Genomic DNA, 25,832 nt, shown 5'->3' with positions numbered 1-25,832 from the left:
AGCCTGAGGCGTTCCAACACTTGAAGCGCCTGAGACGGCGTTCAGGGCACGCAACGCAGCCATGGGCGTCGCTTAACTGAGCAAAGCGCGCATCGTGTTGGCCTTGGCCACCTGCTCCGGGCTGCCGCCCTTGATCACTTCATCGATCAGCTCGCGCGCGCCTTCCTTGTCGCCGATTTCCTGATAGGCAATCGCCAGGTCCAGCTTGGTATCCATTTCCATATGGATGGCCGACAGCGGATCGTCCACGCCGGCGCTGGCGCCCGCCGTCTTGCCGTCATTCAGATCGAGGTCGATGCCGGTCAGGTCGAACTCCTGTGGCGCCGGTGGCGTTTCGGCTGGCGTGGCAGCCGCTGGCGTGCCGGCTGCGGCCGCTGGCGTGGCTGGCGTGGCGGGCGAATCCAGATCGAAATCGGCCAGGTCGACGTTTTTCAGGGGATCGGGCAATGGCGTCAGGCCAGGCCCGACGCCGTTGACGGGACCGGCTGGCGGCTCCAGGTCCAGGCCGAAATCCATGCTGGCGTCGTACTGCGCCTCATCGTCGACATCGAGCGCGGACGGCGTGGCAGCCAGGCCATTGCCGGAACCTTTGTTGGGACCGTTGGCAGGCCCAGGCATCACGATCGGATCGCTGGTCGATACCGGTTCGAAGTCCAGGCTGTCCAGATCGAAATCGAGCGGATGGCGCTCGTCGCGCACCGGCACGGCTGCGGCCGCAGCGGCGGCCGGCGCGGATTCGGCCGGCGGCGGCAGGTCGAATGTGCTGTCGTTCAACGGCACGTCCACGCTCTGGCCGCGCAGCGCCTCCTCGGTCGGCTTGGTCAGGCTGACCACGGCGTCCACATCGGCGTCGCCATACAGCGGATTGGTCGGATCGAGCGCGGCGCCCATGGCGGCCGCTTGCGGCCATTCATCGCCATGGCCGCGGGTCTGGCTGTACAGTTCGCTGGCCTGGTCTTCGAACGCGGCCACATCCTTGCGCGCCGAGTAGATTTCCAGCAGTTTCAGGCGTGCCGCATGGCGGTCCGGATTGGCGCGCAGGGCTTCCTTGAGGATATCTTCCGCCTGGCCGTCGCGGCCATAGGCGATATACACGTCGGCTTCGGCCACCGGATCGACTTCGTTCGCGGCCAGCGCAGCGGCGCCGGCCAGCGCAGCGGCGCCGGCCACCGCCGCCACGCCAGCGCCGGCGCCGGCGGCGGCAGCGCCCGCGCCAAACAGCTGGTTGCGCGCTTCGGACTGCTGGTCTTCCGCCGCCAGCTCGTGTCCCAGCTCATGTGCAGGAACGTCCGGCGACGCTGGTGCATCGGGCGGCAGCACCGGCGCGATATGGTCGTGCGGTGGCGGTGCGTCTTTCTTGCGCCGTGCGATGACCAGTGCCGCAGCGGCCGCAAACAGCGCCGCCAGCGCAATGCCGATCGCGCCCAGGTGCTCGTTGATCTTGTCGGCGAACGAGGGTTCCAGCGGCGATGGCTTCCTGGCCAGCGGCACCGGCTTGGCTTTCGGCACCGGAGGCTGCGGCGTGGCTGCCGGGGTGCTGGCAGCCACTTCATCAGGCTTGGCCGGCGATGGCGCGCTCTTGTCGGCCATCGCCTTGTTCTTCACCGCCATCAGCTGTTCCAGGTCGCTGACATTCTTCTCCAGCTCCTTGACGCGTGCCGCCGCTTCTTCCACCTGCTTGGCCTTGGCGATCTTTTCTTCCTCGCTGGCCACCGTGCTCTTGCCTGCTGCCTTGGCAGCCGGTTCGGCTTTCGACAGTTTCAGCTTGTCCTGCGCTTCGCTGGCCGCGGTCGGCTTCTCTTCCACTTTGGTCGCGCCGATCTTGCCACCCGTGCTTTGCGTGGCCTGCGCCGCGCGCGTCGGCCGGCCGCTTGCCACCTGCCCCGCCAGCTTGCTGCGGTAGGCTTCGAAGTCCAGCGCATGCGCCGTCACGACGCCCTTGGCTTCGGCGCCGTCCAGTGCACGCACGGTCTCGCTGGACGGCACGGCCAGGATGCGCCCGGCCTGCATGCGGTTCATGTTCTCGCCCTTGAAGGCGTCCGGATTGGCGCGGTACAAGGCCACCAGCATCATGTCGAGCGACACGCCGGACGGCTTGAATTGACTGGCGATGCGGCTCAGCGTATCGCCCTGTCTGACGCGGTAGTCGGTGGCTTTTTTCCTGTCGCCTGCCGCGGCAGGCGCGGCGGCCGGTGCCGGTGCGGCCGCTGCCGCGCCGCTGCCCAGGCCTTTGCCCGGCTGCACCGGCGCTGCCACCTGCGGGCCGCGCGTCTGGCGCGCTTCGGGCGTATCGAGCACAAATGCATATTCGCGCGTCTGCGCGCCGCCCTTGCCGCTCAGTTCCAGCAACAGGTTGACCAGCGGCTCGGTCAGCGGCTGCGCCGAGCTGATGCGGATGAACGGGGTGCCGGTGCGCGTCTCGACGGCAAACGTCAGGTTGTTCAACGCCGGATTGAAGTCGACCACCGCCTGCCGGTATGCATCGGGCGGCGCCAGCTTGGCCAGCAGGGTCGCGGTTTCGCCTGGCTTGACGCCCGTCAGCTCCACTTCCGCGCGCAGCGGCTGGCCGACGGCGGACAGTACCGTAATCTTGCCCAGCTGGGCCGCATATGCCGCCGGTGACAACAACATCGTGCAGGCAGCTGCGCTGGCGAGTGTTTTGAAGGCGAGGGAGGCGACCCGGGGACGAGTGTGTACAGGCATAATTGGCGGCATCTTAGTTGACATGGGAAAACAGTTACTTTTCCAGAGGTATCAACATATCATCATGCCCATGGGGATGCAAGCGCCACATGGTTGAGGCGGCAAGGGGCATGGACGAAAAAAAGCCGGGGACTGCGCCCCGGCCGGTTCTGCCTGCTGCCTCAGCCGTGCAATCAGTTATCGAGCAGGATGCGCAGCATGCGGCGCAGCGGTTCGGCCGCGCCCCACAGCAGCTGGTCGCCCACGGTGAAGGCCGACAGGTATTCGCCGCCCATGCTCATCTTGCGCACACGGCCCACCGGGATCGTCAGGCCGCCCGTGACAGCCGCCGGCGACAGGTCGCGCACCGACGCTTCGCGCGTGTTCGGCACCAGTTTCACCCATTCATTGCTGCTGGCGATAATGTCGTTGATTTCATCGAGCGGCACGTCTTTTTTCAGCTTGATGGTCAGTGCCTGCGAGTGGCAGCGCATGGCGCCGATGCGCACGCACAGGCCGTCGACGGCGATTTCCTTGCTGCCAAAATCAGCACCGCGGCCCAGGATCTTGTTGGTTTCCGCGCCGGCCTTCCATTCTTCCTTCGACTGGCCGTTGCCCAAGTCCTTGTCGATCCATGGAATCAGGTTGCCGGCCAGCGGCGCGCCGAACTGCTTGATCTCGTCAGGCGAATAGCCGTGCTGGGTTGCCAGCACCTGGCGGTCGATTTCCAGGATGGCCGAGGCGGGGTTTTCCAGCAGCGCCTTGACGGAACTGTTGATGGTGCCGAACTGGGTCAGCAGTTCGCGCATGTGCTGCGCGCCCCCGCCCGAGGCTGCCTGGTAGGTCATCGAGGTCATCCAGTCGATCAGGTCGTGCTGGAACAGGCCGCCCAGGCCGATCATCATGCAGGACACGGTGCAGTTGCCGCCGATATAATTCTTGACCCCCTTGCCCAGCGCATCCTTGATCACGTGCAGGTTGACCGGGTCGAGCACGATGACGGCGTCTTTTTCCATGCGCAAGGTCGACGCCGCATCGATCCAGTAGCCATCCCAGCCGGCTGCGCGCAGCTGCGGGAAGACGGCACTGGTGTAGTCGCCACCCTGGCAGGAAATGATGATGTCGCACTTGGACAGTTCGGCGATATTGTTGGCATCCTTGAGGATGGTTTCATTCTTCGCCATCGCCGGCGCCGCGCCGCCCGTGTTCGAGGTGGTGAAAAATACCGGTTCGATATGGGCGAAATCGCCCTCTTCCTGCATGCGCTGCATCAGGACCGAACCGACCATACCGCGCCAACCTACCAAGCCTACTAATTTCATTACCATTCCTCGAGAAGAGACGGCGAATGCCGTCATTGAATAATTTTATCCCAACGCTTTTACAACTGCATCACCCATCGCTTCGGTGCCAACCAAGGTCGTGCCCGCTTCGTGGATATCGGCGGTGCGCAAGCCCTGCGCCAGCACGCTTTTCACGGCCGCCTCGATCCGGTCCGCCTGCTCGGCGCGGTTCAGGGAATAGCGCAGCATCATGGCCGCCGACAAAATGGTGGCCAGCGGATTGGCGATGCCCTTGCCGGCGATATCGGGTGCCGAGCCGTGCGACGGCTCGTACAGGCCCTTGTTGCTGGCGTCGAGCGAAGCGGACGGCAGCATGCCGATCGAACCGGTCAGCATGGCGGCCGCGTCCGAGAGGATATCGCCGAACATGTTACCGGTCACCATCACGTCAAATTTCTTCGGCGCCCGCACCAGCTGCATGGCCGCGTTGTCGACATACATATGGTCGAGCGCGACGTCCGGATACTCCTTGTGCACGTCAGTGACGATGTCTTTCCAGAACTGGAACGTTTCCAGCACGTTCGCCTTGTCGACGCTGGTCAGGCGCTTGTCGCGCTTCTGCGCGGCCTGGAACGCCACATGGGCGATGCGGCGGATTTCGCCTTCCGCATAGCGCATGGTGTCGAAGCCTTCGCGCTGGCCCTTGAAAGGACCGTCCGGGCACTCGCGCACGCCGCGCGGCTGGCCAAAATAAATGTCGCCGGTCAGTTCGCGGATGATCAGGATGTCGAGGCCCGAGACCACTTCCGGCTTCAGGGTCGAGGCGCCCGCCAGTTCCGGATACAGGATCGCCGGACGCAGGTTGGCAAACAGACCCAGGTTCTTGCGCAGGCCCAGGATCGCCTGCTCGGGACGGAACTGGCGCTCCAGGTTGTCGTACTGGTAGTCGCCGACGGCGCCAAACAGCACCGCATCGGCCGCCTTGGCCAACGCCAGCGTGCCTTCCGGCAGCGGGTGGCCGTGCGCGGCATAGCCGGCGCCGCCGACTGGCGCCGTTTCCAGTTCAAACGATTCACCGAGGACATTGAGGACCTTGACGGCCTGGGCGATGATTTCGGGACCGATACCGTCGCCGGGCAGGATAGCAATTTTCATGTTTACCTATAAATGATTTGAACGTGCCTGAAAAACGTTAAAGGCAAGGCAACGCAGCCATGGACGTTTTCTCGGGCATGTTATTTAAATGGTGTTGGCAAGCCAGGGCTGGCTCGATAAATGGCGCTCTTCAAAGGCACGGATGTCGTCGGCGTGGCGCAGGGTCAATCCGATATCGTCGAGGCCATTCATCAGGCAATACTTGCGGAAGGCGTCGATCTGGAACGGGTACGAGACCGAGCCGTTGCTGGTCGACACGCGCTGCTGTTCCAGGTCGACCACCAGTTTATAACCGGGGAAGGCCTTGACTTCATTGAACAGGTGATCGACCTGCGCTTCCGACAGCACGATTGGCAGCAGGCCGTTCTTGTAGCAGTTGTTGAAGAAGATATCGGCAAACGACGGCGCGATAATGGCGCGGAAGCCATACTGGTCCAGCGCCCACGGCGCGTGTTCGCGCGAGGAACCGCAGCCGAAGTTCTTGCGCGTCAGCAAAATCGAGGCGCCCTGGTAGCGCGGCTCGTTCAGCACGAAGTCCGGATTGAGCGGACGGCGGCTGTTGTCCTGGCCCGGCTCGCCATGGTCGAGGTAGCGCCATTCGTCGAACAGGTTGGGGCCGAAGCCGCTGCGGTGGATCGACTTCAAAAATTGCTTCGGGATAATCGCGTCGGTATCGACATTGGCGCGGTCCAGCGGCGCGACCAGGCCTTCGTAAATCGTAAATTTATCCATGCTGTATGTACTCGGTAGGACGGGCGGCGCCAGGCACCGGCACCGTCACAGGGTTATTTTCCGCCGGCGCCAGTGACGACCTGGCCGACTTTCTGCACATCGCGGCCGAAGCCGGAGACGGTGTTGCAGCCGGCCAGGACCAGGGTGGCGATCAGGAGGGCGATGAGTTTTTTCATGTTGTTTTTCAGGTGTTGAGCTAAAGGTAGCGTTAGTGTAATTCAGCGGCTCGAAGCTGGGGTCAGTCCTTGCGGATCGGAAGTTTTTCCACTGGAAAAACTTCGCCCGGCGGGTCTGCCCCCTGATTTCAGCTGCGTTACCACGCAGTATGTTTAACTCATCGCAATCCACGCACATCCACAAAATGCCCGGCAATCCCCGCCGCTGCCGCCATCGCCGGCGACACCAGATGCGTGCGTCCGCCCTGCCCTTGCCGGCCTTCGAAGTTGCGGTTCGAGGTCGAGGCGCAGCGTTCACCCGGCTCCAGGCGGTCGGCGTTCATCGCCAGGCACATCGAGCAGCCCGGCTCGCGCCATTCGAAACCGGCATCCTTGAAGATGCGGTCCAGGCCTTCGCGTTCGGCCTGGTCCTTCACCAGCCCCGAGCCCGGCACCACCATGGCCAGCGTCACGTTCGAGGCACGGTACTTGCCGCGCACCACGGCGGCCGCCGCGCGCAGGTCTTCGATGCGCGAATTGGTGCACGAACCGATAAACACCTTGTCGATGCGGATGTCCGAGATCGGCGTGTTCGGCGTCAGGGCCATGTAGACCAGCGCCTTTTCGATGGCGTCGCGCTTGACGCTGTCCTTTTCGTTGTCGGGATCGGGCACGCGGCCATCGATACCGACCACCATTTCAGGCGAAGTGCCCCAGGTGACCTGCGGCTCGATCTCGGCCGCGTTCAGGGTGACGACCAGGTCGAAACGCGCGCCCGGGTCCGAATGCAGGGTGCGCCAGTAGGCCACCGCGCGGTCCCAGTGCGGTCCGGCCGGCGAAAACGGACGGCCCTTGACGTAGTTGATGGTGGTGTCGTCGACGCCGATGATGCCGGCGCGCGCGCCCGCCTCGATCGCCATGTTACACACCGTCATGCGCCCTTCCATCGACAGCGCGCGGATCGCCGAGCCGCCGAACTCGATACAGTAGCCGGTGCCGCCGGCCGTGCCGATCTTGCCGATAATGGCCAGCACGATGTCCTTGGCGGTGACGCCGGCCGGCAGCGCGCCGTCGACCTGCACCAGCATCGATTTCGATTTCTTCTGCAGCAGGGTTTGCGTGGCCAGCACATGCTCGACTTCCGAGGTGCCGATGCCGTGCGCCAGCGCGCCGAACGCGCCGTGGGTCGAGGTGTGCGAATCGCCGCAGACCACTGTCATGCCGGGCAGGGTCGCGCCCTGCTCGGGGCCGATCACGTGCACGATGCCCTGGCGCTTGTCGTTCATGTTGAAGTAGGTCAGGCCATAGTGCCTGGCATTCTTGTCCAGCGTTTCGACCTGCAGGCGCGACACCGGGTCGGCAATGCCATCGGCGCGGCTGGTGGTCGGCACGTTATGGTCGGCAACGGCCAGGTTGGCGGAAATGCGCCACGGCTGGCGCCCGGCGTCGCGTAGTCCGTCGAACGCTTGCGGGCTGGTCACTTCGTGCACCAGGTGCCGGTCGATATACAGAATGGTCGTGCCATCTTCTTCGGCGCGCACCACGTGGGATTCCCAGAGTTTGTCGTAAAGCGTCTTCATCATGAGTTATGCAGCATTGCCACAGCCTGTAGTAAGTGATCAAGTGAGTCCGGATTCATACGGTGATCCACAAGGATTATGCCATATTTTGCCCGCCACAGAACCGAAAGCAGCCCATCCGTGGGATTGGCGATACAAAGTTTGGTCACGATGTTGGATTTGAGCTGAAAATTGCCGATTCAGCCCATCTTGTGGCAGCGCGGCGGGTCAGGCAGGCGCTGGCCCGAAGCAATCACGGCAGCCCTGCAAAATCATGGGATTCTCAGCAGCTTTCGTGTATTGTATTTTGACAATAATATCGAGGAAGATAGCGCTGATGAGACTGTATGTTTTTGCCACTACCGTTCTGGCTGCTTTGGCAGCCAGCCATGCGCAAGCGGCCACGCCGGGCGAGGCCTGCCTGCGGGACTTGCGCGTCCTTCCCGCCTTTTTGCTGGAAAACGATACTGGCGCGCGCCAGCACCTGGCGCAAAAAGGCCAAGCGTATTTCGACCAGGCGCTGGCCGGCGCCAGCAGCGCGGCGGCCAAAGTGAGCGATGAGGCTGCCTGCAATACGGTACTGTCCGGCTACCTGAGCCAGTGGCGCCATGGCCACCTGCAGATCATGCCGAGCAGTACAGCGCAGCGAGACACGCCAGCACCCGCGTCCTCTCCAAGCGCCGCGCCGGCGCCGGCCAGGGATAACCGGGCGCCATCGCTGCAACTGCTGTCACCGCACACGGCACTGCTGACCTTGCCGAGTTTTTTTCCCGAGTACGCCAGGCCCATCATTGAGCTACTGGAAAGCAAGCGCGACGAGCTGGCCAGCCGGCCCAACTGGATCATCGATGTGCGGCGCAACAATGGCGGCAGCGACAGCACGTATGCGCCCTTGCTGCCATGGATAGCGTCTGGCGAGAGCGTCAATATCGGCGGTGAATGGCTGTCCACGCCGGCCAATATCGCCAACCAGGAAAATATCTGCGCGCTGTACGCGCCGGGAGACGCCACCTGCACGCAATACATGGCGCTGACCGTCAGCCGCATGCGCAGCGTCCAGCCCGGCCAGTTCGTGGCGCAGAGCGCCGACGGACCTGTCAGCTATGCGCGTGTTGCCGGCCAGGCCGTACAGCCGTCCAGGGTGGCGGTGCTGGTCGACCGCGATTGCGGCAGCTCCTGCGAACAATTCCTGCTGGAAGCGCGGCAAAGCTTTCGCGTCAAGCTGATCGGACGCAACAGCGGCGGCGCGCTCGATTATTCGAATCTGCGCATGCAGCCCTTGCCCTCGGGAGTGCGCCAGCTGGCTTACGCCACCTCCCGCTCGGCCCGCTTGCCACACCTGCAGGTGGACCTGGGCGGCATCATGCCCGACGTCTATCTGCCGCCGCCCGGGGACGAGGCCGGCCGCGCAGCAGAGATCGTGCGCGTGCAGCGCTGGCTGGAAGGCGGCACGCTGCGCCCCGGCGGCCCATAAAAAAGGCTATGTCAGCGAAAAAGGTGGAAACGTTCTGACGTTGCTGGCGTCTAACTGATCAGTAATTTCCTTTCAGGAGACGATCATGCATCCAGTCCAGTGGCAGGCGCTCATCGCTCAATTCTCGCAGTTGTCGCGGCGCCAGCGCCTCACCGGCATCGCGCTACTGCAAGACGGTGTGCAAGATACCGCCATCGCCCTGATCGAGCAGACGGCGCAGGCAAACCTGCATTGCCCGGCCTGCCGCGCCACGCATATCCACCGGCACGGCCATGCCCATGGCTTGCAGCGCTATCGCTGCGTGCCCTGCGGCAGGACCTTCAATGCCTTGACGGGCACACCTCTCGCGCATCTGCACCACAAGACACAGTGGCTGGCGTATGCCGGCTGCCTGCTCGCATCGTTTTCCGTGCGCAAGGCAGCCGAACAGGTTCACATCCACCGCAACACCAGCTTTCGCTGGCGCCATCGTTTCCTGGCGCTGGCAAAGACCGACCGGCCGCGTTGCCTGCACGGCATCACCGAAGCCGATGAGATGTATCTGCTCGAATCACAGAAAGGATCGCGGCATCTGACGCGACCGCCACGCCAGCGTGGCGGCGCAGCGCGCCAGCGCGGCATTTCCGATGAACATGTGTGCATCCTGGTGGCGCGCGACCGCACCGGGCAAACCATCGATTTTGTCGCTGGCCGTGGCCAGCTCAGCAAGGCCAAACTGCAAGCATGCCTGCCGGGCATCATCGATCGCGACATTTTGCTGGTGAGCGATGGCCATCCTGCCTATCCCGTGTTCGCCCGCGAGTTCGGTATTGCGCATGCGGCGGTGAACTTGCGCGCGGGCATCCGCGTGCGTGGCACCGTCCACGTCCAGAACGTGAATGCCTATCACAGCCGCCTGCGCGGATGGCTGAGTGCGTTTCATGGCGTGGCGACACGCTATCTGCCCAATTACCTGGGATGGCGCTGGATCCTTGACGCCAGGAGAATTATCTCGCCACAAAGCTTGCTCAAGGCCACCATGGGAACCTTTCCACACCTGACGGTGACATAGCCATAAAAAAAGCCCGCGGCAGTCACGCTGCCGCGGGCTCGATGTACTGACGCTGTAAAACTATGCCGCCAGGCGCACGCTGCCGCGGCAGCCATCCATCAGGAAGGACAGGCCGACCACCAGCACCAGCTCGCCTTCGGCGGAGCGGGCCGTGCCCGTGATGCCTTCCACCGTGATGGCGGTCATCGGCTTGATCACCAGATCGGCCGTGCCATCAACGGCTTCCACCGCCAGGATATACGGTTGCGGCGCAGCCACAACGATGCCGACCCGTTCGCTGCACGACTCGTAGCCGAGGGCGCCCGCCAGCGAGCGTACCGGCAACGGACGGCCCTGGTCTTTCAGCACCGGCGCGCCGCCCACTTCCATGAACGTTTCCGGCAACTCGACCACGCGCTGCACCACCGCCATCGGCAGCGCCAGTGCGGCGCCCGAAGTCGATACCAGCATGGTCGGCACGATCGACAGTTCGATCGGCAAGCGAATGGCAAACTTGGTGCCCTTGCCCAGCGATGATTCGATATGGATCGCGCCGCGGTTTTTCTCCACCGCCGTTTTCACCACATCCATGCCGACACCGCGGCCCGACACGCTCGACGCGACTTCCTTGGTCGAGAAACCGGGCAGGAACACCAGCTGGAAGCATTCGTCGTTGGTGAGCTGGGCGTTTTCGCTGATCAGGCCTTTCTGCTGCGCCTTGCTGCGCAGGAAGACCGGATCCATGCCTTTGCCATCGTCCTGCAGCACGATCATCACGCTGTTCGCTTCCTGCCAGGCCTTCAGGGAAATATACGACTTGGCAGGCTTGCCGGCGGCCAGGCGATCTTCCGGCGACTCGACGCCATGGTCGAGCGAGTTGCGCAGCATGTGCACCAGCGGATCGTACAGGCTGTCGACCACCACGCGGTCGACTTCCGTCTCCGCGCCTTCGATGGTCAGTTCGACATCCTTGCCCAGGTCCTTGGCCAGCTCGCGCACCAGGCGCGGGAATTTCTGGAACAGGCGGCCGACCGGCTGCATGCGCGTGGCCAGCGTGGCCCGCTGCAGCTCGGTCGAGTAGCGCGAGGCGCGTTCCAGGGTTTCCGCCAGCGTCGCCATCAGGGTGGCGGCCTGGCCTTCGAATTTGAATTGCAGCAGGCGCTCGAGCAGCACGGCAGCCTGGTTGGCGGCCTGCACCGATTCGCCGGCCACTTCCAGCAAGGCGTCGAGCTTGACGGCGTCGACGCGGATGCTGTCTTCCTTGACCGGCGCGGCGTGGCGCACGTCAGGACGTTCTTCGCGGCGCTCTGCGCCATCCCAATTTTTGGCGGCCGGCTTGGCGGCGGCCGGGGCCGCTGCTGCGGCTGGCGCAGCCGATGTTGCCACCGCCGCGGCAGTTGCAGGCGCAGCAGTGGCGACTACCGCCAGCTGGCTGCCGGCCGGCACCACGGAGTTGTACAAAGCGGTCCAGTCGAGGCCATCGGCGCCGACCGCCACGGCGGCAGGGGCGCTGGCGGCGGGCGCAGCGGCAGTGGCAGCAGCTGGCGCAGCCGCCACCGGGGCGGCCACGGCAGGTGCCGGCGCGGCGGCCGGCGCCTCCATGCTCTTGCCTTCGATGGCGTCGGTCAGGATCTGTTCCAGCTCTTCCGGCATGGCCGGCAGGCTTTCCGGCGCGGCGCCGTTGGCCAGTTCGGTCAGTTGGTCGGCCACGAAGCCGGACGCTTGCAGCGCCGCCTCGATGGCGATCGGGGTCACGGGCGCGGCGCCCGTGCGCAGCGCATCGAACAGGTTTTCCGTCAGATGGCAGGCCGCCACCAGTGCCGGCAAGCCCATGAAGCCGGCGCCGCCCTTGATGGTGTGGAAGGAACGAAACACGGCATTGAGTGTTTCCTTGTTGTCCGGATCGCGCTCGAGACGCAATAAGTGCTCTTCAACATTAACCGCAAGATCCATCGCCTCAACGACGAAATCCTTGAGCATATCGTCCATTAGAATCCCAAATCGGCAAGAAGGTCGTCTACATTATCCTGGTCCAGCGCCACCGATGGCACGGAAGGGCCTTGCATCAGCGGCGCGTCCTGTTTCTGCGCGAGTTTCTCGCGCACTTCGGCTGGGGCGTTGTCACGCAGCAACTGAGCCAGTTCATTTTCCACCGTCTTGGTGATGTTGACCACTTTCTTGATCAACTGGCCGGTGATGTCCTGGAAGTCCTGGGCCATCATAATTTCCAGCAAGCGCGCCTTTTCCGCTTCGGTTGCCTCGGTCACGGCTTGCGCAAACTGGCGCGAATCGCCGGCCAGGGCCTTGAATTCATCAAGGCTCAGCTTGCCATCGAACAGCGCCGTCCAGCGGCTGTCCATGTCCTTGGCCTTTTTCGACAGCACGTCCTGTGCCGGCATGCCTTCGTCGAGCGTGTTCAGGACCTTGTTGGCGGCCTGCTCGGTCAGCGTGGCAACGTATTCCAGGCGGTCCTGCGCATCAACGATCTGCGACGACGCTTCCGTCAGGGCCTTGTCGTAGCCCAGCTCGCGCAGCGAGTCGTGCAGCAGGCGCACGATGCCGCCCAAACGTTCGAACATCGGCTTGTCGGACTGGTCGACCGGTTCGGCGCTTTCGCCGGCCGGTGCGGCTGGCGCTGCGGCCGGAGCTGCGGCGGCTGGCGCCGCAGGAGCGGGCGCTGCAGCAGGCGCGGCTGGCGGCACGCTGGCCGACACCGAGTCGAACAGCGCGTCAAAGTCGTCGTCCGCTATCTCGGCTGCGGCGGGTGCGGCAGCCGGTGCTGGCGCAGCAGGTGCTGGCGCGGCGCGTTGGGCAGATACTTCATCGAATAATGCATCGAAATCATCAGCGGCGTTGGTCATATCCCTGCTTCTCCATAATTTGTCAAAATTCCGCCTGAACTGTGCGTTTTACAGACTGATACCCACAATTTCTCGATTAAGATGATTTGAGGCAATACCGCTGCGATGGTGCGAGTGTAGCAGGGCGCCGCCCTGTTGGTAAATCTCAAAACGCGCTTCCCGGCCTAAAGCGGGCCCGTAAGACCTTTTCCGTACGGAAATATCTGTGTCAGGTGTTGTATTTTGAAATACTACCATTGGCGCGCAGGCAAGAACACGCGGCGAACGACAAATCCTCGCCCCATGCCGCATGCCGGCGCGCGGCGCAACAGCAAATGCAATCTTTTTGACACTGTTGTCTATACTGAAGCTGCACGAGTATTGATAATTATCAAGTCTTTACATGAATACAATCATGCGGCCCCGCCTACAATAAGACAGGCTGCGCGCGTCGGTCACCCTGAGAGGAACTGCCATGTACAAGAAAATCCTGATCGCCACCGACGGTTCCACTGTCTCGAATCTGACCGCCTGCGCCGGTGTCGCTTTTGCCGAACAGATGCAGGCCGACATCCTGGCCCTGTATGTGGCGCCGGAATACCAGTACCCGGTGTATATCGAAATCATTCCACCCAGCTACCCCAGCGAGGAGGAGTACCGCATCGCCATGCGCAAGGCCGGCGCGGCGCACTGGCAGACCATCCTCGATGCCGCTGCCGGGCGTGGCCTGGAAGCGGCGGGCCTGACCGCTTTTTCCGACAGCCCCGCCCTGAAGATCGTGGAAGTGGCACAGCTCCAGCATTGCGACCTGATCTTCATGGGGTCGCACGGCCGCAGCGGCTGGGGCCAGCTGCTGCTGGGCAGCGTCACCAACAAGGTGCTGTCGCATTCGACCCTGCCGGTGCTGGTGCACCGGCTGATCAAGGAGCCGCCAGCGCAATAAGAGCTCCAGCAACAATCATGGCGACACTGGAAATTTCAGCTAATATGCCAACCTTACGCATTTTTTAACACTGCCGGCGCCGGGCGCCCGGCGTACCACGAACGCACCCTATGATACGTATTGTGATTGCCGACGACCACACCATCATGCGCGAAGGCCTCAAGCGCATACTCGACGGCGCGCCCGATATCGAGATCGTCGGTGAAGCCATCGACGGCTTCGAAGTGCTGAACCAGGTACGCCAGGGCGGCTTCGATCTGCTGCTGCTCGACCTGTCGATGCCGGGGCGCAGCGGCGTCGACCTGATCCGCCAGATCCGCAGCGAGGCGCCGAAGCTGGCGATCCTGATCCTCACCATGCATGAAGAGGAACAATATGCGGTGCGCGCCATCCGTGCCGGCGCGCAGGGCTATCTGACCAAGGAAAGCGCCGGCACCCAGCTGGTCGGCGCCATCCACAAGGTCGCCGCAGGCCGCCCGTATATCAGTGCGGAAGTGGCCGAGCAGCTGGTGCTCAACATCATGATGCCCAACGAAAGCCTGCTGCACAAACAGCTGTCGGACCGCGAATTCGAAGTATTTTCGCTGCTGGTGTCGGGCAAGTCGATCACGGAAATCGCCAATAACCTGCACCTGAGCGTCAAGACCGTCAGCACGCACAAGACGCGCATCATGCAGAAGATGGGCATGAGTTCGCTGTCGGAAATGGTGCAGTACGCGGTGGCGCACCGCCTGCTGCTGCCGTTCAAGACCTGATTGGCTGGCCACGCCACGCCATCCCCATCTGCATTGTAGGAACAATCCTACGCCTCCTGCCTCGGCTCCTACTGCCATATTCAGCCACGGCTGATATGAATTCAACACGTCTGTTGGCATACTGAAACCAGTCATCGAGTTGCTGGAAGTTATCTGACCCCACAGCAAGATCCAGTACCACTTCAGGCATTATCGCCAGGGTAGCCGTGCCAGCCGCGCAATTCCTGAGCATTTCGCCATTCCAATCTGACCGACCTGACACCAGGAGATGAACATGCTGTCCTCGCAAACGTCTGAAAACCGTCCTGCCTCGTCGCTGCCACCGTCGCCTTCCATGGAAGCGGGACGCCAGCGCCAGGGACGGCTGTGGTCGAACCTGAAGGAAGTATGCGATCTGCTGCATATTTCAACGGCCTGCACCATTGCCGCCGACGAACTGCTGTTCCAGCACGTGCAATTCAAGACAGGCCAGCGCATCCATACCATCGGCCAGCCGTTCGACACCCTGTACATCGTCAATTCGGGCTTCCTGAAAACCGTGCTGATCGACGAGTTCGGCAATGAGCAGGTACTGAGTTTCCCCATGAAAGGCGACATGCTGGGAGTCGATGGCATCCATACCCGCCACTACTCCTCGGAAGCGGTGGCGCTGTCGGACTGCGACCTGATCCTGCTGCCGTTCAAGAAGCTGACGGCGCTGGGCCGCGTGCACATGGAGCTGGAAAATGTCATGTATGGCGTGATGAGCCGCGAACTGGTGCGCGAACAGGCCATGATCGGCATGCTGGGGGCGCTCAGTGCCGAGGCACGCGTGGCGCGCTTCCTGGTCTCGCTGGCCGACCGCTTCGCGCAGATGGGCTACTCCAGCAAGCTGTTCAACCTGCGCATGACACGCCATGAAATTGGCAGCTACCTGGGCCTGACGCTGGAAACCGTCAGCCGCACGTTGTCGGCCTTCAATGAAATCGGCCTGATCACGGTCGACCAGCGCACCATCGGCATCAAGGACCCGGAAGCGCTGAAAACGCTGCGCCGCCTGCCGCCATCGCGCTCGCGCGCCAAGCAGCTGGCCGCCGCCAGGCTCAAGGCCGAAAACCAGGCCACGGCCACAGCGGCAGCCACGCCACAGCTGCTCGCCACCATCTGACACGTCCCGACAAGCCTGGCACAGGCTGGACCCGGCCGGAGCATCCGCTCCCGCCGGGTCTTTTTTCGCCGTCAGAAAGCGCGATTTTCTCGAAAATAGGGCTTGCATTTCCGGTCACATTCAACAATAATGCAAATACGAATCATTCTCAACTGAACAAAGATAGCCACCTAGAAAGCCGCCCATGCACAGCTCAAAACCCGCCTTGATCCAGGATGTCGCTACCGCCCATGTCCGCCCGCCCGTCAGCGTGGCGCAGCCGGCCCGCCGCATTACCAGCGAAGCGCTGCTGCAGCAGGGCCGCGAAGTGGAAATTGAACACAGCGGCAAGATTTACCGCCTGCGCGTCACGCAGTTGAACAAGCTGATCCTGACTGCCTGAGCCCTGCGGCACAGGCAGTCCCTTTCCCCGATACGCCAGCCAGTCGTGCGCCGCCAGGCGCTCCAGCCAGCCCGACCACCGCACAGGAGGACCGTATGGATACGATACTGGCAGCGAACAAGGAGCGGCAGCCCGAGCTGATGCTGTCGAACGTGCTGCACCTGATGTCGCACTACCATGGCCAGGCAGCCTGCCCGAAACTGGCGGCGATGATCGAACGCCACCTGCAGGCGCTGTCCGGCCTGCCTGGCCTGGCGCCGGTGCTGCAGGCGACCTGCCAGCAGCTGTCGCAGCAGTGGGCAGCCATGGTCGAGACGCCTGCCGCCCTGCCCGCTCGCGTGCGGGAAACCTGGCTGCAGCGGCTGGACCGCTGGTTCAGTCCCAAGGCCGCCCTGCCGCTGGCGCCGTAATAAGCGTCAACCAGCATCAGCCAGCGCCTCTCCCCTGCCATTTCTTTCCGCCCAGCTAACAGGACACCGCCATGTGTGACAAAGACAAGTCCCTTCCCGTGATCAGCAATTGTGCCAGCACCGACGCCGAAACGGCCGCGCTCACTTCGCGCCGCCGGCGCCTGTGGGAACTTTCCCATACCTGCCACTGCCCGCTGGTCGGCGTCGGCTTGCCGCTGGGCTATCTGCGCAAACTGGTCGGCAAGATGACGGGCGGCCGCGTGCTGGCCGACGATTACGAAGTGCATGTGGGCGCCGTCACCGAATGCGGCGCGCGCAACCGCCTGTCCGAAGCGCTGCAAAAGGAACTGGAACGCCGCTACGCGCCCGTGATCCTGCGCTTTCGCGGCGCCAAGACAACGGAACAGGTGGCCCAGCTGTGGCGCACGGCGGTGGCCAACGGCGATGTCTCGGGCGCCTTCTGGGCCGGCCTGACGCACCCGCGCTGCGATGCGGAGCTGGAAGAGCAGATGTGCCGCGACCTGCACATGATCCAGCACCAGGCCGGCGCTTGCGTGCGGGCCGACATGGGCAAGTTTTCCGCCCTGCAGGAAGAAAACGCGCGCCTGGCGCAGGAACTGGCCAGGTTGCAACAGCGCAGCCAGGCCATGCTGCTGGAGAAGACCGGCGACCTGGAGCGCCAGGAAGCCGTGCTGCTGCGCACGCGTGCCGAGTCGATCGGCAAGGACAGCGTGATCGACGGCTTGCGCGCGGAACTGGCGCAGCTGCAGGCGGCGATTCCGGCGCTGGAATCGCGTACCCGCCTGGTCGAGCGCCTGGCGCAGATGGATGAACGCGAAAAGGAATTGCGCCTGCAGATCACGGAACTGAAACAGGCCCAGCCACGCCCTGCGATAGCCGTGCCGCCACCGGCGCCCAAGCTGGAAACCCCGAGCGGCGGCAAGCTGAAAATGCCGATCCGCCTGGTCGACCAGAGCGTGCTGTGCGTGGGTGGGCGCAGCGGCAATGTCGCCACCTACCGCGCGCTGATCGAACGGGTGGGCGCCCAGTTTGCGCACCACGACGGCGGCCTGGAAGACAACGCCAACCTGCTCGATTCGAGCCTGGCGGCGGCCGACCTGGTAATTTGCCAGACCGGCTGCATCAGCCACAGCGCCTACTGGCGCGTGAAAGATTATTGCAAGCGCACCGGCAAGCGCTGCGTGTTCATCGACAACCCCAGCATTTCCAGCCTGGCGCGCGGCCTGCAGGAAGTAAGCGGCGAGCTGGAACTGGAACCGGCCACGCCTGCGCAGGCAGAGCAGGCGTAACCTTCACCATCAGGCGCGCAGCTCGCGCTCGATCGCTTCTTTCAAAATGGCATCATCCGTCGTGGTGTCGGGCGCAAAGCGTCCCACCACGCGGCCATTCTTGCTGATCAAAAATTTCTCGAAATTCCACAGCACATCGCTCGGTTGTTCCTGCGTGATGCCATAGCCGGCCAGCTTGGCGCGGAAATCGCTGCCCGGCTTTTCCTGCGCCTGCGGCTGGGCGGCAACCAGCTGCCGGTACAGCGGGTGCTGGCCTTCGCCCTTGACGGTGATCTTTTCAAACATCGGGAACTGCACGCTGAACTTGCTGGTGCAAAAGTCGGCGATCTCTTCATTGCTGCCCGGCTCCTGCGCGCCGAAATCGTTGGCCGGAAAGCCCAGCACCACCAGTCCTTCGGCCTGCTTGTCCTCGTACAGCTTTTCCAGCCCGGCATATTGCGGCGTCAGCCCGCAGGCGGACGCCACATTGACCACCAGCACCACCTTGCCGCGATAGTCGGCCAGGCTGGCGGCGTCGCCGTTGATGCGATTGACGGAAATATCGTAGATGCTGTCGCTCATGTGTTTCTCCTCGGTAGAAAACATCCATGATAGCCGCGCCGGCGTGAATCTGCTGGTGGACGCACCGCTTGTGGAATAATGCCGGCGCACCAGATTTGATTCAGACAACGAGACAACATCACATGAAAATACTATCCATCGCGATGCTGGGAATGCTTTCGCTCAGCCAACCATTGCCATCGTTCGCCGATAACGCCAACGGAAAAAACATTTATGTCCAGCGATGTGCCGTGTGCCACGGCGCAGACATCAAGGGCAGCGGGCCATTGGCGAACAAAAGCACGCCGCCGACACCGGATCTCACCAGCGCCGCGTTCAAAAAACGGCTGCATGATTATCCGGGCGTGATCGTGTCGTCGGTCATCCTGCGCCCGAATGGCGACCTGATCCCCAAAACCTTGCGCGAGAACGGCGTCAAGATGGCGCCGTTTGCCTGGAAAGTGAACGATTTCCGCGATTTGAATCAGTACATGACCAGCGTGATCGCAAAAGGCCGCTAAGCGATCAATACACGTCGCGGCGGTAGCGCCCTCCGGCCGCCAGCGCATCGAGTGCAATGCGGCCCAGCATTTCTTCCAGCGCTGCATCGACGCCGCCGGCCATGCCGGCCAGGCTGCCGCAGACATAGATGGCGGCGCCCTGTTCCAGCCATAGGCGCACTTCATCGGCCTGGCCGCGCAGGCGGTCCTGCACATACAGGCGCTCGGCCTGGTCGCGTGAAAACATCAGGTCCAGCCGTGGCAGGTGGCCGCTCGCATGCCAGCCTTCCAGTTCCTCGCGATAATGAAAATCATGGGCCGCATTGCGCTCGCCGAAGATCAGCCAGTTGCGGCGCTGGCCGGCCAGCACCCGGCTTTTCAGGTGGCCGCGCAGGCCGGCGATGCCGCTGCCGTTACCGATCAAAATCAATGGCCGCGCCGCATTGTCCTCCAGCCGGAAACGCCGGTGCTGGCGCACACGCAGCTGCACCAGCTCGCCGATACCCGCCTGCTGCGTCAGCCAGCCGGAAGCCAGGCCCAGGCTGCCATCGGGATGGCGGTGCTGGCGCACCAGCAGGTGCACGCGGCCGTCCTGCGGAATCGAGGCGATCGAATATTCGCGCGGCTGCGCCGGGTCCGCCGGCGCGGCCAGCTGCACCAGGTCGCCCGACTGCCAGTCGGGCAAGGCGCCGCTGGCCGGTTCCAGTTCCACATGATAGATGGCGCCGCCGGCACTGCCGGGGTTCAGCAAGCGTCGCGCCAGCAGCCGCCAGTCGCCGAACGACGGCGCGCTCCAGTCGGGCGCGTCGCTGGTGCCGGCCAGGTGGCTCAGGTGCTGGAACCAGGCTTCAATCGCCGCGCTGGCGCTGCGGTCGACTTCGATGCGCTCGAACAGGGTGGCGGCGCCCTGCCCGGCCAGCCAGGCGTCGAGCGCGCGGCCAAAGCCGCAATAATGGTGGTAACTGCGGTCGCCCAGCGCCAGCACCGCATAGTGCAATTGCGGCAGCGCCAGTTCGCCCGTCATCAGGCGCCCCATGAAGGCGGCCGCGTTATCGGGCGCATCGCCCTCGCCATACGTGCTGACCACGAACAATGCCCGTTCGGCCTGCCGCAAATCGTCCGCGCTCAGGGCCGCCAGTTCGCACAGGCGCACCGGCAGCCCGGCCAGCTGCAGGCTGTGCGCCGTCTGCGTGGCCAGTTCTTCCGCATTGCCGGTCTGGCTGGCATAGGCCACCAGCCACGGGCGGCTGTCGGCCAGCGCCGCCGTGGCGGCCGCTTGCGCGCGGCGCTTGGCGCGCGCACGCAGCCAGGGCGCCAGGCAGACGCCGGCATAACCGAGGGACAGGCCGGCCAGCAGCACCAGCCGCGTCGTATCGTGGGTAAAAATCATGGGTGAGAAGAAATCATTCGTCCAGCATGGCCAGCAGCGCGCTGCTCAGGTATTCGCGGTACGCCCCGCCATCGCGCTGCACGAAACGGGCGGCCAGGCCCTGCTGTTCGGCCAGCGCCATGCCGGCCTCGGCGCCGAGTACGGTCAGGGCGGTGGACCAGGCGTCAGCCGCCATGCACTCGGCATGCACGACGGTCACGGAAGCGAGGTGGTTGGCAATCGGCATGCCGGTGCGCGGATCGATGGTATGCGCCTGGCGCACGGTACCATCATGAAAGAAACGGCGATAGTCGCCCGATGTCGCCACCGACAGGCCATGCAGCGCCAGCATCATTTCCGGCGGATGCACGCTGGCGTCAACGCCATCGACCTGTTCCAGCATCACCCACCACGGCTGGCCATCGGGTTTGCAGCCGGCGCCGCGCAGCTCGCCGCCCACTTCGGCCAGATAGTGTTCGATGCCCTGGCTTTCCAGGTAGCGGGCCAGGCGATCGACGCCATGGCCTTTGGCGACGGCCGACAGGTCCAGCTGCAAGCCGCCCGGCTGGCGCGCGCGGCGCGCGGCCGCGTCAAACTCCAGCTTGCCCTGCTGCGACAGCAGCTGCGCCACTGTCGCGGCATCGGGCGCACGGAAACCGGGCTGGTCGTAGCGGTTGACAGGGCCAAAACCCCAGGCATTGACCAGCGCGCCGGCGGCGGGGTCATACGCGCCGCCGCTGGCGCCGGAGACCTGCAGCGCAAAGCCCAGCACTTCGGCAAACGCGGCCGGCAGCTGCTGCCAGCTGCCAGGTGGCGCGCGGTTGAAGCGGCCCAGGTCGGAGTGCGGCTCCCAGTGGCTCATCTGTGCTACCACCAGGTCCAGCTGTTGCTGCAGACCCTGCTGCAGATCGGCGCTGGCGGCGCGTCCCGGCATGGGGGAATCGACCAGGCGCACCGACCAGCTGGTGCCCATGGACAGGCCGTGCAGATGCCTGATCACCGCACCCGGAGGCGGCGCGCGGTCGTCTATCTGCAGCGGCAACAATACCCTGCGCGTCAGCGTGTCGGTGCTCATCGGACTGCTGTTACTCCGGCAGCACTTCCACCGTCGCTGCATAGGTCATGCGGCGCTCGGGCATGACTGGCGGCTGGCCGGCGACCGGTGGCGTGGCGGCAGGCCAGCTGCTGTTGACGTAGTACATGCCGGCGGCTGGCACCGTGAACGTGATCTCGCCTTTGGCATCGGTGCTCTGGCGGATTTCGCCGAGCACGCCACGGTAGCGCACGCCGCCTGGCACCAGGCTGAAGGCCTGGTTGGCCGCCGGCTTGCCATCGATCAGGAAGCGCCAGGTGGCTTTTTCGCCCGCGCGCAATTCGTTCGGGTGGGTGACCGGCACCAGTTCCAGGCCCACGCCGGTCGGCTTGAATACGCCGTTGCTCGGCTCATCCTTGCTGAAGAAGGTTTCCAGGCGGCTGGCCGTGCGCGTGACTTTTACGTCTGTGGCGTCGGCCGGCACGTCTTTCTTGAAGGTTTCTTCATTGCCGCGGAAACGCTTCTGCTCGCCATTGAGCTTGTAGCTGGCCATCACGTTCTGCGACACGATGGCCGCCTTGTACGTGCCGGGCTTTTCCATCTTGACATCGAATACGCTGCGCAGGCGGCCGGTGATGGCGTTTGCCGGCGCCACGGCGGCGCCGTCCGGGCCCGTCACCACCAGCGCGTCGAGGCGCAGCGGCTGGTGATCGATCTCGAACAGGCCTTCGGAGATGGCGGCGTCGACCGTGACCCAGGCGTCCTTGCTGTCAACCATCGTGCTCGATGGCACCATCCACGGACGGTGCGCGTGGGCATTCAGGGCCAGGCCGGCCAGGGCCAGCGCGAGCAGCGGTTTGTTCAATTGCTTCAACATGATGGGTGCGCCTTAAGGTTTGAGTTGGACGACGACGTTGCCGAGTTCTTCCTTGCCTTTGGCAGGGACGGACTGGGCCGACTTCGGCGGCCACTGGAACGGCACGCGCACCAGTTCACGGCCGCCCGCTTCGCGCGCCGCTTCCACCACCAGCTGGTATTCGCCGGCCGGCAGCTTGTCGAGCACGGCTTTCGAGCCCGGGAACGTCAGGTTGTGCTCGCCCGGTGCGCGCGTGGCGCCGCTAACGCCATCGACCGGCAGTGCCAGGTCGCGGCCGCTCTTGCGCCACCACTGGCGCATGTCCTTGAGCCACTTTTCGCCGGCCTTGTCCTTTTTCTTCAGGTCGTACAGCACGGCCAGGTTGCCCACCACTTTCTGGTCGGCCGACTCCAGCCACGCCGCCACATAAGGGCGATGGTATTCGGCCACGTTCAGTTGCGGGATTTCAAGCTTGAGGGCCAGGTCGGCCGCCATCGCCGAGGTGCCGATCAGGGGGAGACCGAGCGCAAGGGAGTAGCGTAATTTCATGGTATGCCTGTAAAGAGAGGAGAAAAAAACGATCAGTGAATGAACAGCAAGGCGATCGCGCAAGGTATCAAAATACCGAGGCCAACCATCGGCCAGGTAAACGGCCGGTTGGCCGCGTGGAACTTCAAAATCAACAGGCCTGTCAGGCAGAACACGATGCACAGGCCGGCAAAAATATCGATGAACCAGAACCAGGCCACACCCGTGTTGCGGCCCTTGTGGACATCGTTGAGCCAGGAGATCCAGCCGCGGTCCGTCAGTTCGTATTCGGTAGCGCCGTCCTCCAGGCCGATGCGCACCCAGGCGTCGCCGCCGGCCTTGGGCAGCGGCAGATACACTTCATCGATGGTCCATTCGGCCGGGCGGCCACCGGCATTGAGCGACCACTGCTGTTTCAGCCAGTCTTCGGCGGCCGGCGGCAGCGGCGCATTGGCGCCATCATGTTTTTCCGCGTAGGCGGCCAATTGCGCGACCAGCATCGCGGGCGCCTGCGCCTTCTGGCGCGTGACGACGGGCCTGGATTCGATCTGGCTGGCGTGATTGAGGGTAATGCCGGTAATGGCAAACAAAAACATGCCCAGCAGGCAGAGCGCCGAGCTGATCCAGTGCCATTGATGCAGTTGCTTTAACCAGACAGCACGGCTGGCGTTGCTGCGCGACACGTCAGCTTGCTTCATTCACGTCTTTCGAAAATAGGGGTACGGCACAGTTATCCAACAAATGATAATGATTATCATTTATTAAGTCAATATATGGAAGGTGTCCCGACAACAACGTTTTGTAACAAGCTTGAAACATGGCGCCACGAGGAGGCAGCAGCGGCGACCTGCCTGCAAAGTACGCTGTCGAACAGAGTGTGCGCTGCGGGCAGTCTATGCTGTAGTTCAGCCCAACCACCAACGGAGAACACCCATGACTTCCTACACCAGCGAACAGATCAAGCTGATTGCCGACAAGATCAAAAGCGTGAAATTTGGCATGTTCACCACCAGCGACGACACGCGCACCCTGACCAGCCGTCCGCTGACCCAGCAGCAAGTCGACAGCGAAGGTCAGATCTGGTTTTTCGTGACTGATGAGGCCGCCTATACGCGCGACCTGCTGAACAATCCGCAAGTAAACGTCAGCTTTTCCGAGCCGAGCGACAGCCTGTACGTGTCCGTCTGCGGTCGCGCCGAACTGCTGAAAGACCGCGCCAAGGCGGAAGAATTGTGGAATCCGATCGTCAAGGCGTGGTTCCCGGGCGGCCTCGACGATCCACACCTGTCGCTGATCAAGGTGACCATCCAGTCGGCCGAATACTGGGACAGCGACGCGAGCAAGATGCGCCAGTTCTTTGAAATGGCCAAGGCCGCCATCACGGGCGACACGCCGAAAGACCTGGGCGAACACGGCAAGGTCAATCTATAACTGCCGCTAAATTTTACCCGGGTATATTGACTTTAATTTTAACCCGGGTAAAATCAGCTGCCTACCCTATCCCCTGGAGGCAGCATGACGAATTCATCCCATCTCACGGCATTTGCCGGCAAGCGCAAGGTTGCCAGCGGCACCCTGCACTCGCTGGCGCCCGCACTGAAGGATCTGGTCACAGCCGATCCGCACGCACAAATCCTGATTTTCGACGACCAGAGCGGCAAGCAGGTCGACCTCAACCTGCACGGCAGCCTGGCAGATGTGTTGCAACGCCTGCCGCGTCCACAAGCGGAGATGGAAGAAATGGCGCAGGTTGCCGCGCCGCGCAGCGTGGGCCGGCCCAAGCTGGGCGTGGTGGCGCGCGAGATCACGCTGCTGCCGCGCCACTGGGAATGGCTGGCCACGCAACCGGGCGGCGCCTCGGTGGCGTTACGCAAGCTGGTGGAGTCTGCCCAGCGCGACAACCGGGCCGTGGTTGAACAGCGCAGCGCGCGCGACGCGGCCTATCATTTCATCAGTGCACTGGCCGGCGATGAAGCCGGCTATGAAGAAGCGACACGCGCCTTGTTTGCCGGGCAGCGCCAGCAGTTCGAGGGCCAGTTGCACAGCTGGCCGGTGGATGTACGCGAACATGCCTTGCTGCTGGCGCAGCGCAGCTGGCCGGCAGTCAGCCAAGTAACCCCTCAATAAATTCTTGTGATTTCTGACTTCCATCACCGGCGCTCTGCTGTGTTGCCAACTGCTCGCAGTGCGCGCACTGCGTCGCAGTCGGCGCCTTGCATAGCATCCGCTTCTGTTCGTCACAACTTCACAATGATTTCCTGACGATTACTCAGACGCCGGTACTTCCCGTGGTGTCTGGCGCGTCATCGGCGCTTTGCCGGCTCTGGCCGGCATTGCCGCCCTGGTAGCCCTGCTGGTGCCGTGGCAGGCGGTCGGCACGCCGTACTTCGCCGATGGAAAACAGGTCATCGCCGATATCGAGTCCGTGCTCGCTATCGACCAGCACGAAATTCTCGCCTTCCTGCGCATGGCTTTGCCGGTTGCCCCTGTCTTGCGGGGCATGCTGCAGATTGCCTGCCTTGTCGTTCTTGTGGTTCTTGTCGTTCTTGTCCTTCTTGTCCGCTTGATCCGGTGGATGCTGTTGTGCCATGTCGGCCTCCGTGATGGGTAAAGCTGCGCAGCCGCAGCCATTTCAGCATAGTCCACGGCTGCCAGCTTTACCAGCAGCAAAAATCAGCTGCCGCGCCCACCGGTGCCGCCGGACGATCCCGTGCCGCCGCTCTGCTTGTTGGGATTATCCTGCTTCATGCTGGTGTCGTCGCGCATGCCGGTATCGCGGGCGCTGCTGCCTTGTCCGGCACCGCCACTTTGCCGGTTGCCATCGTTTTTATGGCTCTGGCTGCCTGCACGGCGTGCTTCTTCCGACGTGAATTCGTGCGCCGTGCCTTTTTCATGTGCGGCGCGCCCGCCTTCGCTGGCGATTTCACGCTGCTGCGCCGGATCCATGGAAGCGAACCCCCGTTTGCTGGTGTCGCTCTGCTTGTTGCCGCTACCGCTGCCGGCGCTGCCGCTGCTTTTGCCGCCCTGCTGACCCGGTTTGTTGTCGCTCGTGGCCATGATCATCTCCTTGATCGTTAGTAATAGCTGATGTTGAGACCCTGCTCTCGCATGGGAGATGTCATCTTAGTGCGTGACCGGGCGGCTCAGAA

General features: G+C 63.4%; 27 protein-coding genes. 11 read left to right on the top strand and 16 right to left on the bottom strand.

Annotated features, from left to right (window positions below; genetic code table 11):
• Positions 1-72 precede the first annotated feature (72 nt).
• The 6 genes from RTQ46_RS19730 to leuC form a co-directional block, all read right to left on the bottom strand.
• Positions 73-2,631 (bottom strand): FimV/HubP family polar landmark protein, encoded by a 2,559-nt coding sequence (locus RTQ46_RS19730; protein WP_312439286.1) that lies wholly within the window; start codon positions 2,629-2,631, stop codon positions 73-75.
• Positions 2,632-2,876: 245 nt separating this feature from the next.
• A complete protein-coding gene (asd, locus tag RTQ46_RS19725) occupies positions 2,877-4,004 on the bottom strand; it encodes an aspartate-semialdehyde dehydrogenase (protein ID WP_312439285.1) in 1,128 nt (375 codons plus the stop codon).
• Positions 4,005-4,049: 45 nt separating this feature from the next.
• Positions 4,050-5,120 carry a 3-isopropylmalate dehydrogenase gene (leuB, locus tag RTQ46_RS19720; RefSeq protein WP_312439284.1) on the bottom strand — a complete coding sequence of 357 codons (1,071 nt, stop codon included), beginning with the start codon at positions 5,118-5,120 and terminating at the stop codon, positions 4,050-4,052.
• A gap of 84 nt (positions 5,121-5,204) precedes the next feature.
• Positions 5,205-5,852, bottom strand: coding sequence for a 3-isopropylmalate dehydratase small subunit (leuD, locus tag RTQ46_RS19715; RefSeq protein WP_312439283.1), 648 nt, complete (start codon positions 5,850-5,852; stop codon positions 5,205-5,207).
• Between the two features lie 53 nt (positions 5,853-5,905).
• Complete coding sequence (locus RTQ46_RS19710; protein ID WP_312439282.1) at positions 5,906-6,028, bottom strand: entericidin A/B family lipoprotein; 123 nt, start codon at positions 6,026-6,028, stop codon at positions 5,906-5,908.
• 158 nt (positions 6,029-6,186) lie between these two features.
• Positions 6,187-7,590: a 3-isopropylmalate dehydratase large subunit gene (gene leuC / locus RTQ46_RS19705; protein ID WP_312439281.1), complete on the bottom strand. Its 1,404-nt coding sequence runs from the start codon at positions 7,588-7,590 to the stop codon at positions 6,187-6,189.
• 313 nt (positions 7,591-7,903) lie between these two features.
• Between leuC and RTQ46_RS19700 the strand changes: the two genes are divergently transcribed.
• Both RTQ46_RS19700 and RTQ46_RS19695 read left to right on the top strand, forming a co-directional pair.
• On the top strand, positions 7,904-9,040 hold the full coding sequence (locus RTQ46_RS19700) for a S41 family peptidase (protein ID WP_312439280.1): 1,137 nt from the start codon (positions 7,904-7,906) through the stop codon (positions 9,038-9,040).
• Between the two features lie 85 nt (positions 9,041-9,125).
• Positions 9,126-10,091 (top strand): IS1595 family transposase, encoded by a 966-nt coding sequence (locus RTQ46_RS19695; protein ID WP_312439279.1) that lies wholly within the window; start codon positions 9,126-9,128, stop codon positions 10,089-10,091.
• Between the two features lie 60 nt (positions 10,092-10,151).
• Here the strand turns inward: RTQ46_RS19695 and RTQ46_RS19690 are convergent, their stop codons facing one another.
• A complete protein-coding gene (locus tag RTQ46_RS19690) occupies positions 10,152-12,059 on the bottom strand; it encodes a chemotaxis protein CheA (protein WP_312439278.1) in 1,908 nt (635 codons plus the stop codon).
• Positions 12,059-12,931, bottom strand: coding sequence for a protein phosphatase CheZ (locus tag RTQ46_RS19685; RefSeq protein ID WP_312439277.1), 873 nt, complete (start codon positions 12,929-12,931; stop codon positions 12,059-12,061). Before RTQ46_RS19685 ends, RTQ46_RS19690 begins: the two co-directional genes overlap by 1 nt.
• Positions 12,932-13,385: 454 nt before the next feature.
• Here RTQ46_RS19685 and RTQ46_RS19680 point away from each other — a divergent pair, with 454 nt between their 5' ends.
• The 6 genes from RTQ46_RS19680 (at position 13,386) to RTQ46_RS19655 (ending at position 17,857) form a co-directional block, all read left to right on the top strand.
• Entirely contained in the window at positions 13,386-13,853 is a 468-nt protein-coding gene (locus tag RTQ46_RS19680; RefSeq protein ID WP_312439276.1) for a universal stress protein, read from the top strand.
• 110 nt (positions 13,854-13,963) lie between these two features.
• Positions 13,964-14,608, top strand: a complete 645-nt coding sequence (locus RTQ46_RS19675) for a response regulator transcription factor (protein ID WP_312439275.1) — start codon at positions 13,964-13,966, stop codon at positions 14,606-14,608.
• Positions 14,609-14,942: 334 nt separating this feature from the next.
• A complete protein-coding gene (locus RTQ46_RS19670; RefSeq protein ID WP_312439299.1) occupies positions 14,943-15,755 on the top strand; it encodes a helix-turn-helix domain-containing protein in 813 nt (270 codons plus the stop codon).
• A 184-nt stretch (positions 15,756-15,939) separates the two neighbouring features.
• Positions 15,940-16,137 carry a hemin uptake protein HemP gene (gene hemP, locus RTQ46_RS19665; RefSeq protein WP_312439274.1) on the top strand — a complete coding sequence of 66 codons (198 nt, stop codon included), beginning with the start codon at positions 15,940-15,942 and terminating at the stop codon, positions 16,135-16,137.
• Positions 16,138-16,232: 95 nt separating this feature from the next.
• Positions 16,233-16,547 (top strand): hypothetical protein, encoded by a 315-nt coding sequence (locus RTQ46_RS19660; RefSeq protein ID WP_312439273.1) that lies wholly within the window; start codon positions 16,233-16,235, stop codon positions 16,545-16,547.
• A gap of 71 nt (positions 16,548-16,618) precedes the next feature.
• On the top strand, positions 16,619-17,857 hold the full coding sequence (locus RTQ46_RS19655; RefSeq protein ID WP_312439272.1) for a DUF2325 domain-containing protein: 1,239 nt from the start codon (positions 16,619-16,621) through the stop codon (positions 17,855-17,857).
• 9 nt (positions 17,858-17,866) lie between these two features.
• Here the strand turns inward: RTQ46_RS19655 and RTQ46_RS19650 are convergent, their stop codons facing one another.
• Positions 17,867-18,418 (bottom strand): glutathione peroxidase, encoded by a 552-nt coding sequence (locus RTQ46_RS19650; RefSeq protein WP_312439271.1) that lies wholly within the window; start codon positions 18,416-18,418, stop codon positions 17,867-17,869.
• A gap of 122 nt (positions 18,419-18,540) precedes the next feature.
• Between RTQ46_RS19650 and RTQ46_RS19645 the strand changes: the two genes are divergently transcribed.
• Positions 18,541-18,918, top strand: a complete 378-nt coding sequence (locus RTQ46_RS19645; protein ID WP_312439298.1) for a c-type cytochrome — start codon at positions 18,541-18,543, stop codon at positions 18,916-18,918.
• Between the two features lie 4 nt (positions 18,919-18,922).
• On the opposite strand, the gene RTQ46_RS19640 is transcribed toward RTQ46_RS19645, so the two are convergent.
• The 5 genes from RTQ46_RS19640 to RTQ46_RS19620 are packed head-to-tail and all read right to left on the bottom strand — an operon-like array spanning position 18,923 to position 23,381.
• Positions 18,923-20,287 (bottom strand): sulfite reductase subunit alpha, encoded by a 1,365-nt coding sequence (locus RTQ46_RS19640; protein WP_312439270.1) that lies wholly within the window; start codon positions 20,285-20,287, stop codon positions 18,923-18,925.
• A gap of 13 nt (positions 20,288-20,300) precedes the next feature.
• The gene (locus RTQ46_RS19635) at positions 20,301-21,341 is read right to left on the bottom strand and encodes an FAD:protein FMN transferase (protein ID WP_312439269.1); all 1,041 of its coding nucleotides are present in this window, start codon (positions 21,339-21,341) and stop codon (positions 20,301-20,303) included.
• A gap of 10 nt (positions 21,342-21,351) precedes the next feature.
• Positions 21,352-22,176, bottom strand: a complete 825-nt coding sequence (locus RTQ46_RS19630; RefSeq protein ID WP_312439267.1) for a DUF4198 domain-containing protein — start codon at positions 22,174-22,176, stop codon at positions 21,352-21,354.
• Positions 22,177-22,188: 12 nt separating this feature from the next.
• Entirely contained in the window at positions 22,189-22,704 is a 516-nt protein-coding gene (locus RTQ46_RS19625) for a DUF2271 domain-containing protein (RefSeq protein ID WP_312439265.1), read from the bottom strand.
• 32 nt (positions 22,705-22,736) lie between these two features.
• Positions 22,737-23,381: a PepSY-associated TM helix domain-containing protein gene (locus RTQ46_RS19620; protein ID WP_312439263.1), complete on the bottom strand. Its 645-nt coding sequence runs from the start codon at positions 23,379-23,381 to the stop codon at positions 22,737-22,739.
• Between the two features lie 235 nt (positions 23,382-23,616).
• Between RTQ46_RS19620 and RTQ46_RS19615 the strand changes: the two genes are divergently transcribed.
• On the top strand, positions 23,617-24,114 hold the full coding sequence (locus RTQ46_RS19615; RefSeq protein WP_312439261.1) for a pyridoxamine 5'-phosphate oxidase family protein: 498 nt from the start codon (positions 23,617-23,619) through the stop codon (positions 24,112-24,114).
• An 84-nt stretch (positions 24,115-24,198) separates the two neighbouring features.
• Positions 24,199-24,810 carry a DUF2239 family protein gene (locus tag RTQ46_RS19610; RefSeq protein ID WP_312439260.1) on the top strand — a complete coding sequence of 204 codons (612 nt, stop codon included), beginning with the start codon at positions 24,199-24,201 and terminating at the stop codon, positions 24,808-24,810.
• A 142-nt stretch (positions 24,811-24,952) separates the two neighbouring features.
• On the opposite strand, the gene RTQ46_RS19605 is transcribed toward RTQ46_RS19610, so the two are convergent.
• Positions 24,953-25,273 (bottom strand): hypothetical protein, encoded by a 321-nt coding sequence (locus RTQ46_RS19605; RefSeq protein ID WP_312439258.1) that lies wholly within the window; start codon positions 25,271-25,273, stop codon positions 24,953-24,955.
• An 83-nt stretch (positions 25,274-25,356) separates the two neighbouring features.
• Entirely contained in the window at positions 25,357-25,740 is a 384-nt protein-coding gene (locus tag RTQ46_RS19600) for a KGG domain-containing protein (RefSeq protein ID WP_312439256.1), read from the bottom strand.
• Positions 25,741-25,832 lie beyond the last annotated feature (92 nt).

The organism is Janthinobacterium sp., from assembly GCF_031995485.1.
GTDB lineage: Bacteria > Pseudomonadota > Gammaproteobacteria > Burkholderiales > Burkholderiaceae_D > Janthinobacterium.
Note: the sequence above shows the minus strand (reverse complement) of the source record. Positions and strands in the feature narration are given on the sequence as shown.

Coding starts and splice junctions, on each gene's coding strand:
- RTQ46_RS19650 (WP_312439271.1), bottom strand. CDS start 18,418: ATGAGCGACAGCATCTACGATATTTCCGTCAATCGCATCAACGGCGAC.
- RTQ46_RS19600 (WP_312439256.1), bottom strand. CDS start 25,740: ATGGCCACGAGCGACAACAAACCGGGTCAGCAGGGCGGCAAAAGCAGC.
- RTQ46_RS19620 (WP_312439263.1), bottom strand. CDS start 23,381: ATGAAGCAAGCTGACGTGTCGCGCAGCAACGCCAGCCGTGCTGTCTGG.
- asd (WP_312439285.1), bottom strand. CDS start 4,004: ATGAAATTAGTAGGCTTGGTAGGTTGGCGCGGTATGGTCGGTTCGGTC.
- RTQ46_RS19605 (WP_312439258.1), bottom strand. CDS start 25,273: ATGGCACAACAGCATCCACCGGATCAAGCGGACAAGAAGGACAAGAAC.
- RTQ46_RS19675 (WP_312439275.1), top strand. CDS start 13,964: ATGATACGTATTGTGATTGCCGACGACCACACCATCATGCGCGAAGGC.
- RTQ46_RS19730 (WP_312439286.1), bottom strand. CDS start 2,631: ATGTTGTTGTCACCGGCGGCATATGCGGCCCAGCTGGGCAAGATTACG.
- RTQ46_RS19655 (WP_312439272.1), top strand. CDS start 16,619: ATGTGTGACAAAGACAAGTCCCTTCCCGTGATCAGCAATTGTGCCAGC.
- leuC (WP_312439281.1), bottom strand. CDS start 7,590: ATGATGAAGACGCTTTACGACAAACTCTGGGAATCCCACGTGGTGCGC.
- RTQ46_RS19660 (WP_312439273.1), top strand. CDS start 16,233: ATGGATACGATACTGGCAGCGAACAAGGAGCGGCAGCCCGAGCTGATG.
- RTQ46_RS19645 (WP_312439298.1), top strand. CDS start 18,541: ATGAAAATACTATCCATCGCGATGCTGGGAATGCTTTCGCTCAGCCAA.
- RTQ46_RS19625 (WP_312439265.1), bottom strand. CDS start 22,704: ATGAAATTACGCTACTCCCTTGCGCTCGGTCTCCCCCTGATCGGCACC.
- RTQ46_RS19700 (WP_312439280.1), top strand. CDS start 7,904: ATGAGACTGTATGTTTTTGCCACTACCGTTCTGGCTGCTTTGGCAGCC.
- RTQ46_RS19685 (WP_312439277.1), bottom strand. CDS start 12,931: ATGACCAACGCCGCTGATGATTTCGATGCATTATTCGATGAAGTATCT.
- RTQ46_RS19610 (WP_312439260.1), top strand. CDS start 24,199: ATGACGAATTCATCCCATCTCACGGCATTTGCCGGCAAGCGCAAGGTT.
- RTQ46_RS19690 (WP_312439278.1), bottom strand. CDS start 12,059: ATGGACGATATGCTCAAGGATTTCGTCGTTGAGGCGATGGATCTTGCG.
- leuB (WP_312439284.1), bottom strand. CDS start 5,120: ATGAAAATTGCTATCCTGCCCGGCGACGGTATCGGTCCCGAAATCATC.
- RTQ46_RS19680 (WP_312439276.1), top strand. CDS start 13,386: ATGTACAAGAAAATCCTGATCGCCACCGACGGTTCCACTGTCTCGAAT.
- hemP (WP_312439274.1), top strand. CDS start 15,940: ATGCACAGCTCAAAACCCGCCTTGATCCAGGATGTCGCTACCGCCCAT.
- RTQ46_RS19615 (WP_312439261.1), top strand. CDS start 23,617: ATGACTTCCTACACCAGCGAACAGATCAAGCTGATTGCCGACAAGATC.
- RTQ46_RS19670 (WP_312439299.1), top strand. CDS start 14,943: ATGGAAGCGGGACGCCAGCGCCAGGGACGGCTGTGGTCGAACCTGAAG.
- RTQ46_RS19630 (WP_312439267.1), bottom strand. CDS start 22,176: ATGTTGAAGCAATTGAACAAACCGCTGCTCGCGCTGGCCCTGGCCGGC.
- leuD (WP_312439283.1), bottom strand. CDS start 5,852: ATGGATAAATTTACGATTTACGAAGGCCTGGTCGCGCCGCTGGACCGC.
- RTQ46_RS19710 (WP_312439282.1), bottom strand. CDS start 6,028: ATGAAAAAACTCATCGCCCTCCTGATCGCCACCCTGGTCCTGGCCGGC.
- RTQ46_RS19695 (WP_312439279.1), top strand. CDS start 9,126: ATGCATCCAGTCCAGTGGCAGGCGCTCATCGCTCAATTCTCGCAGTTG.
- RTQ46_RS19640 (WP_312439270.1), bottom strand. CDS start 20,287: ATGATTTTTACCCACGATACGACGCGGCTGGTGCTGCTGGCCGGCCTG.
- RTQ46_RS19635 (WP_312439269.1), bottom strand. CDS start 21,341: ATGAGCACCGACACGCTGACGCGCAGGGTATTGTTGCCGCTGCAGATA.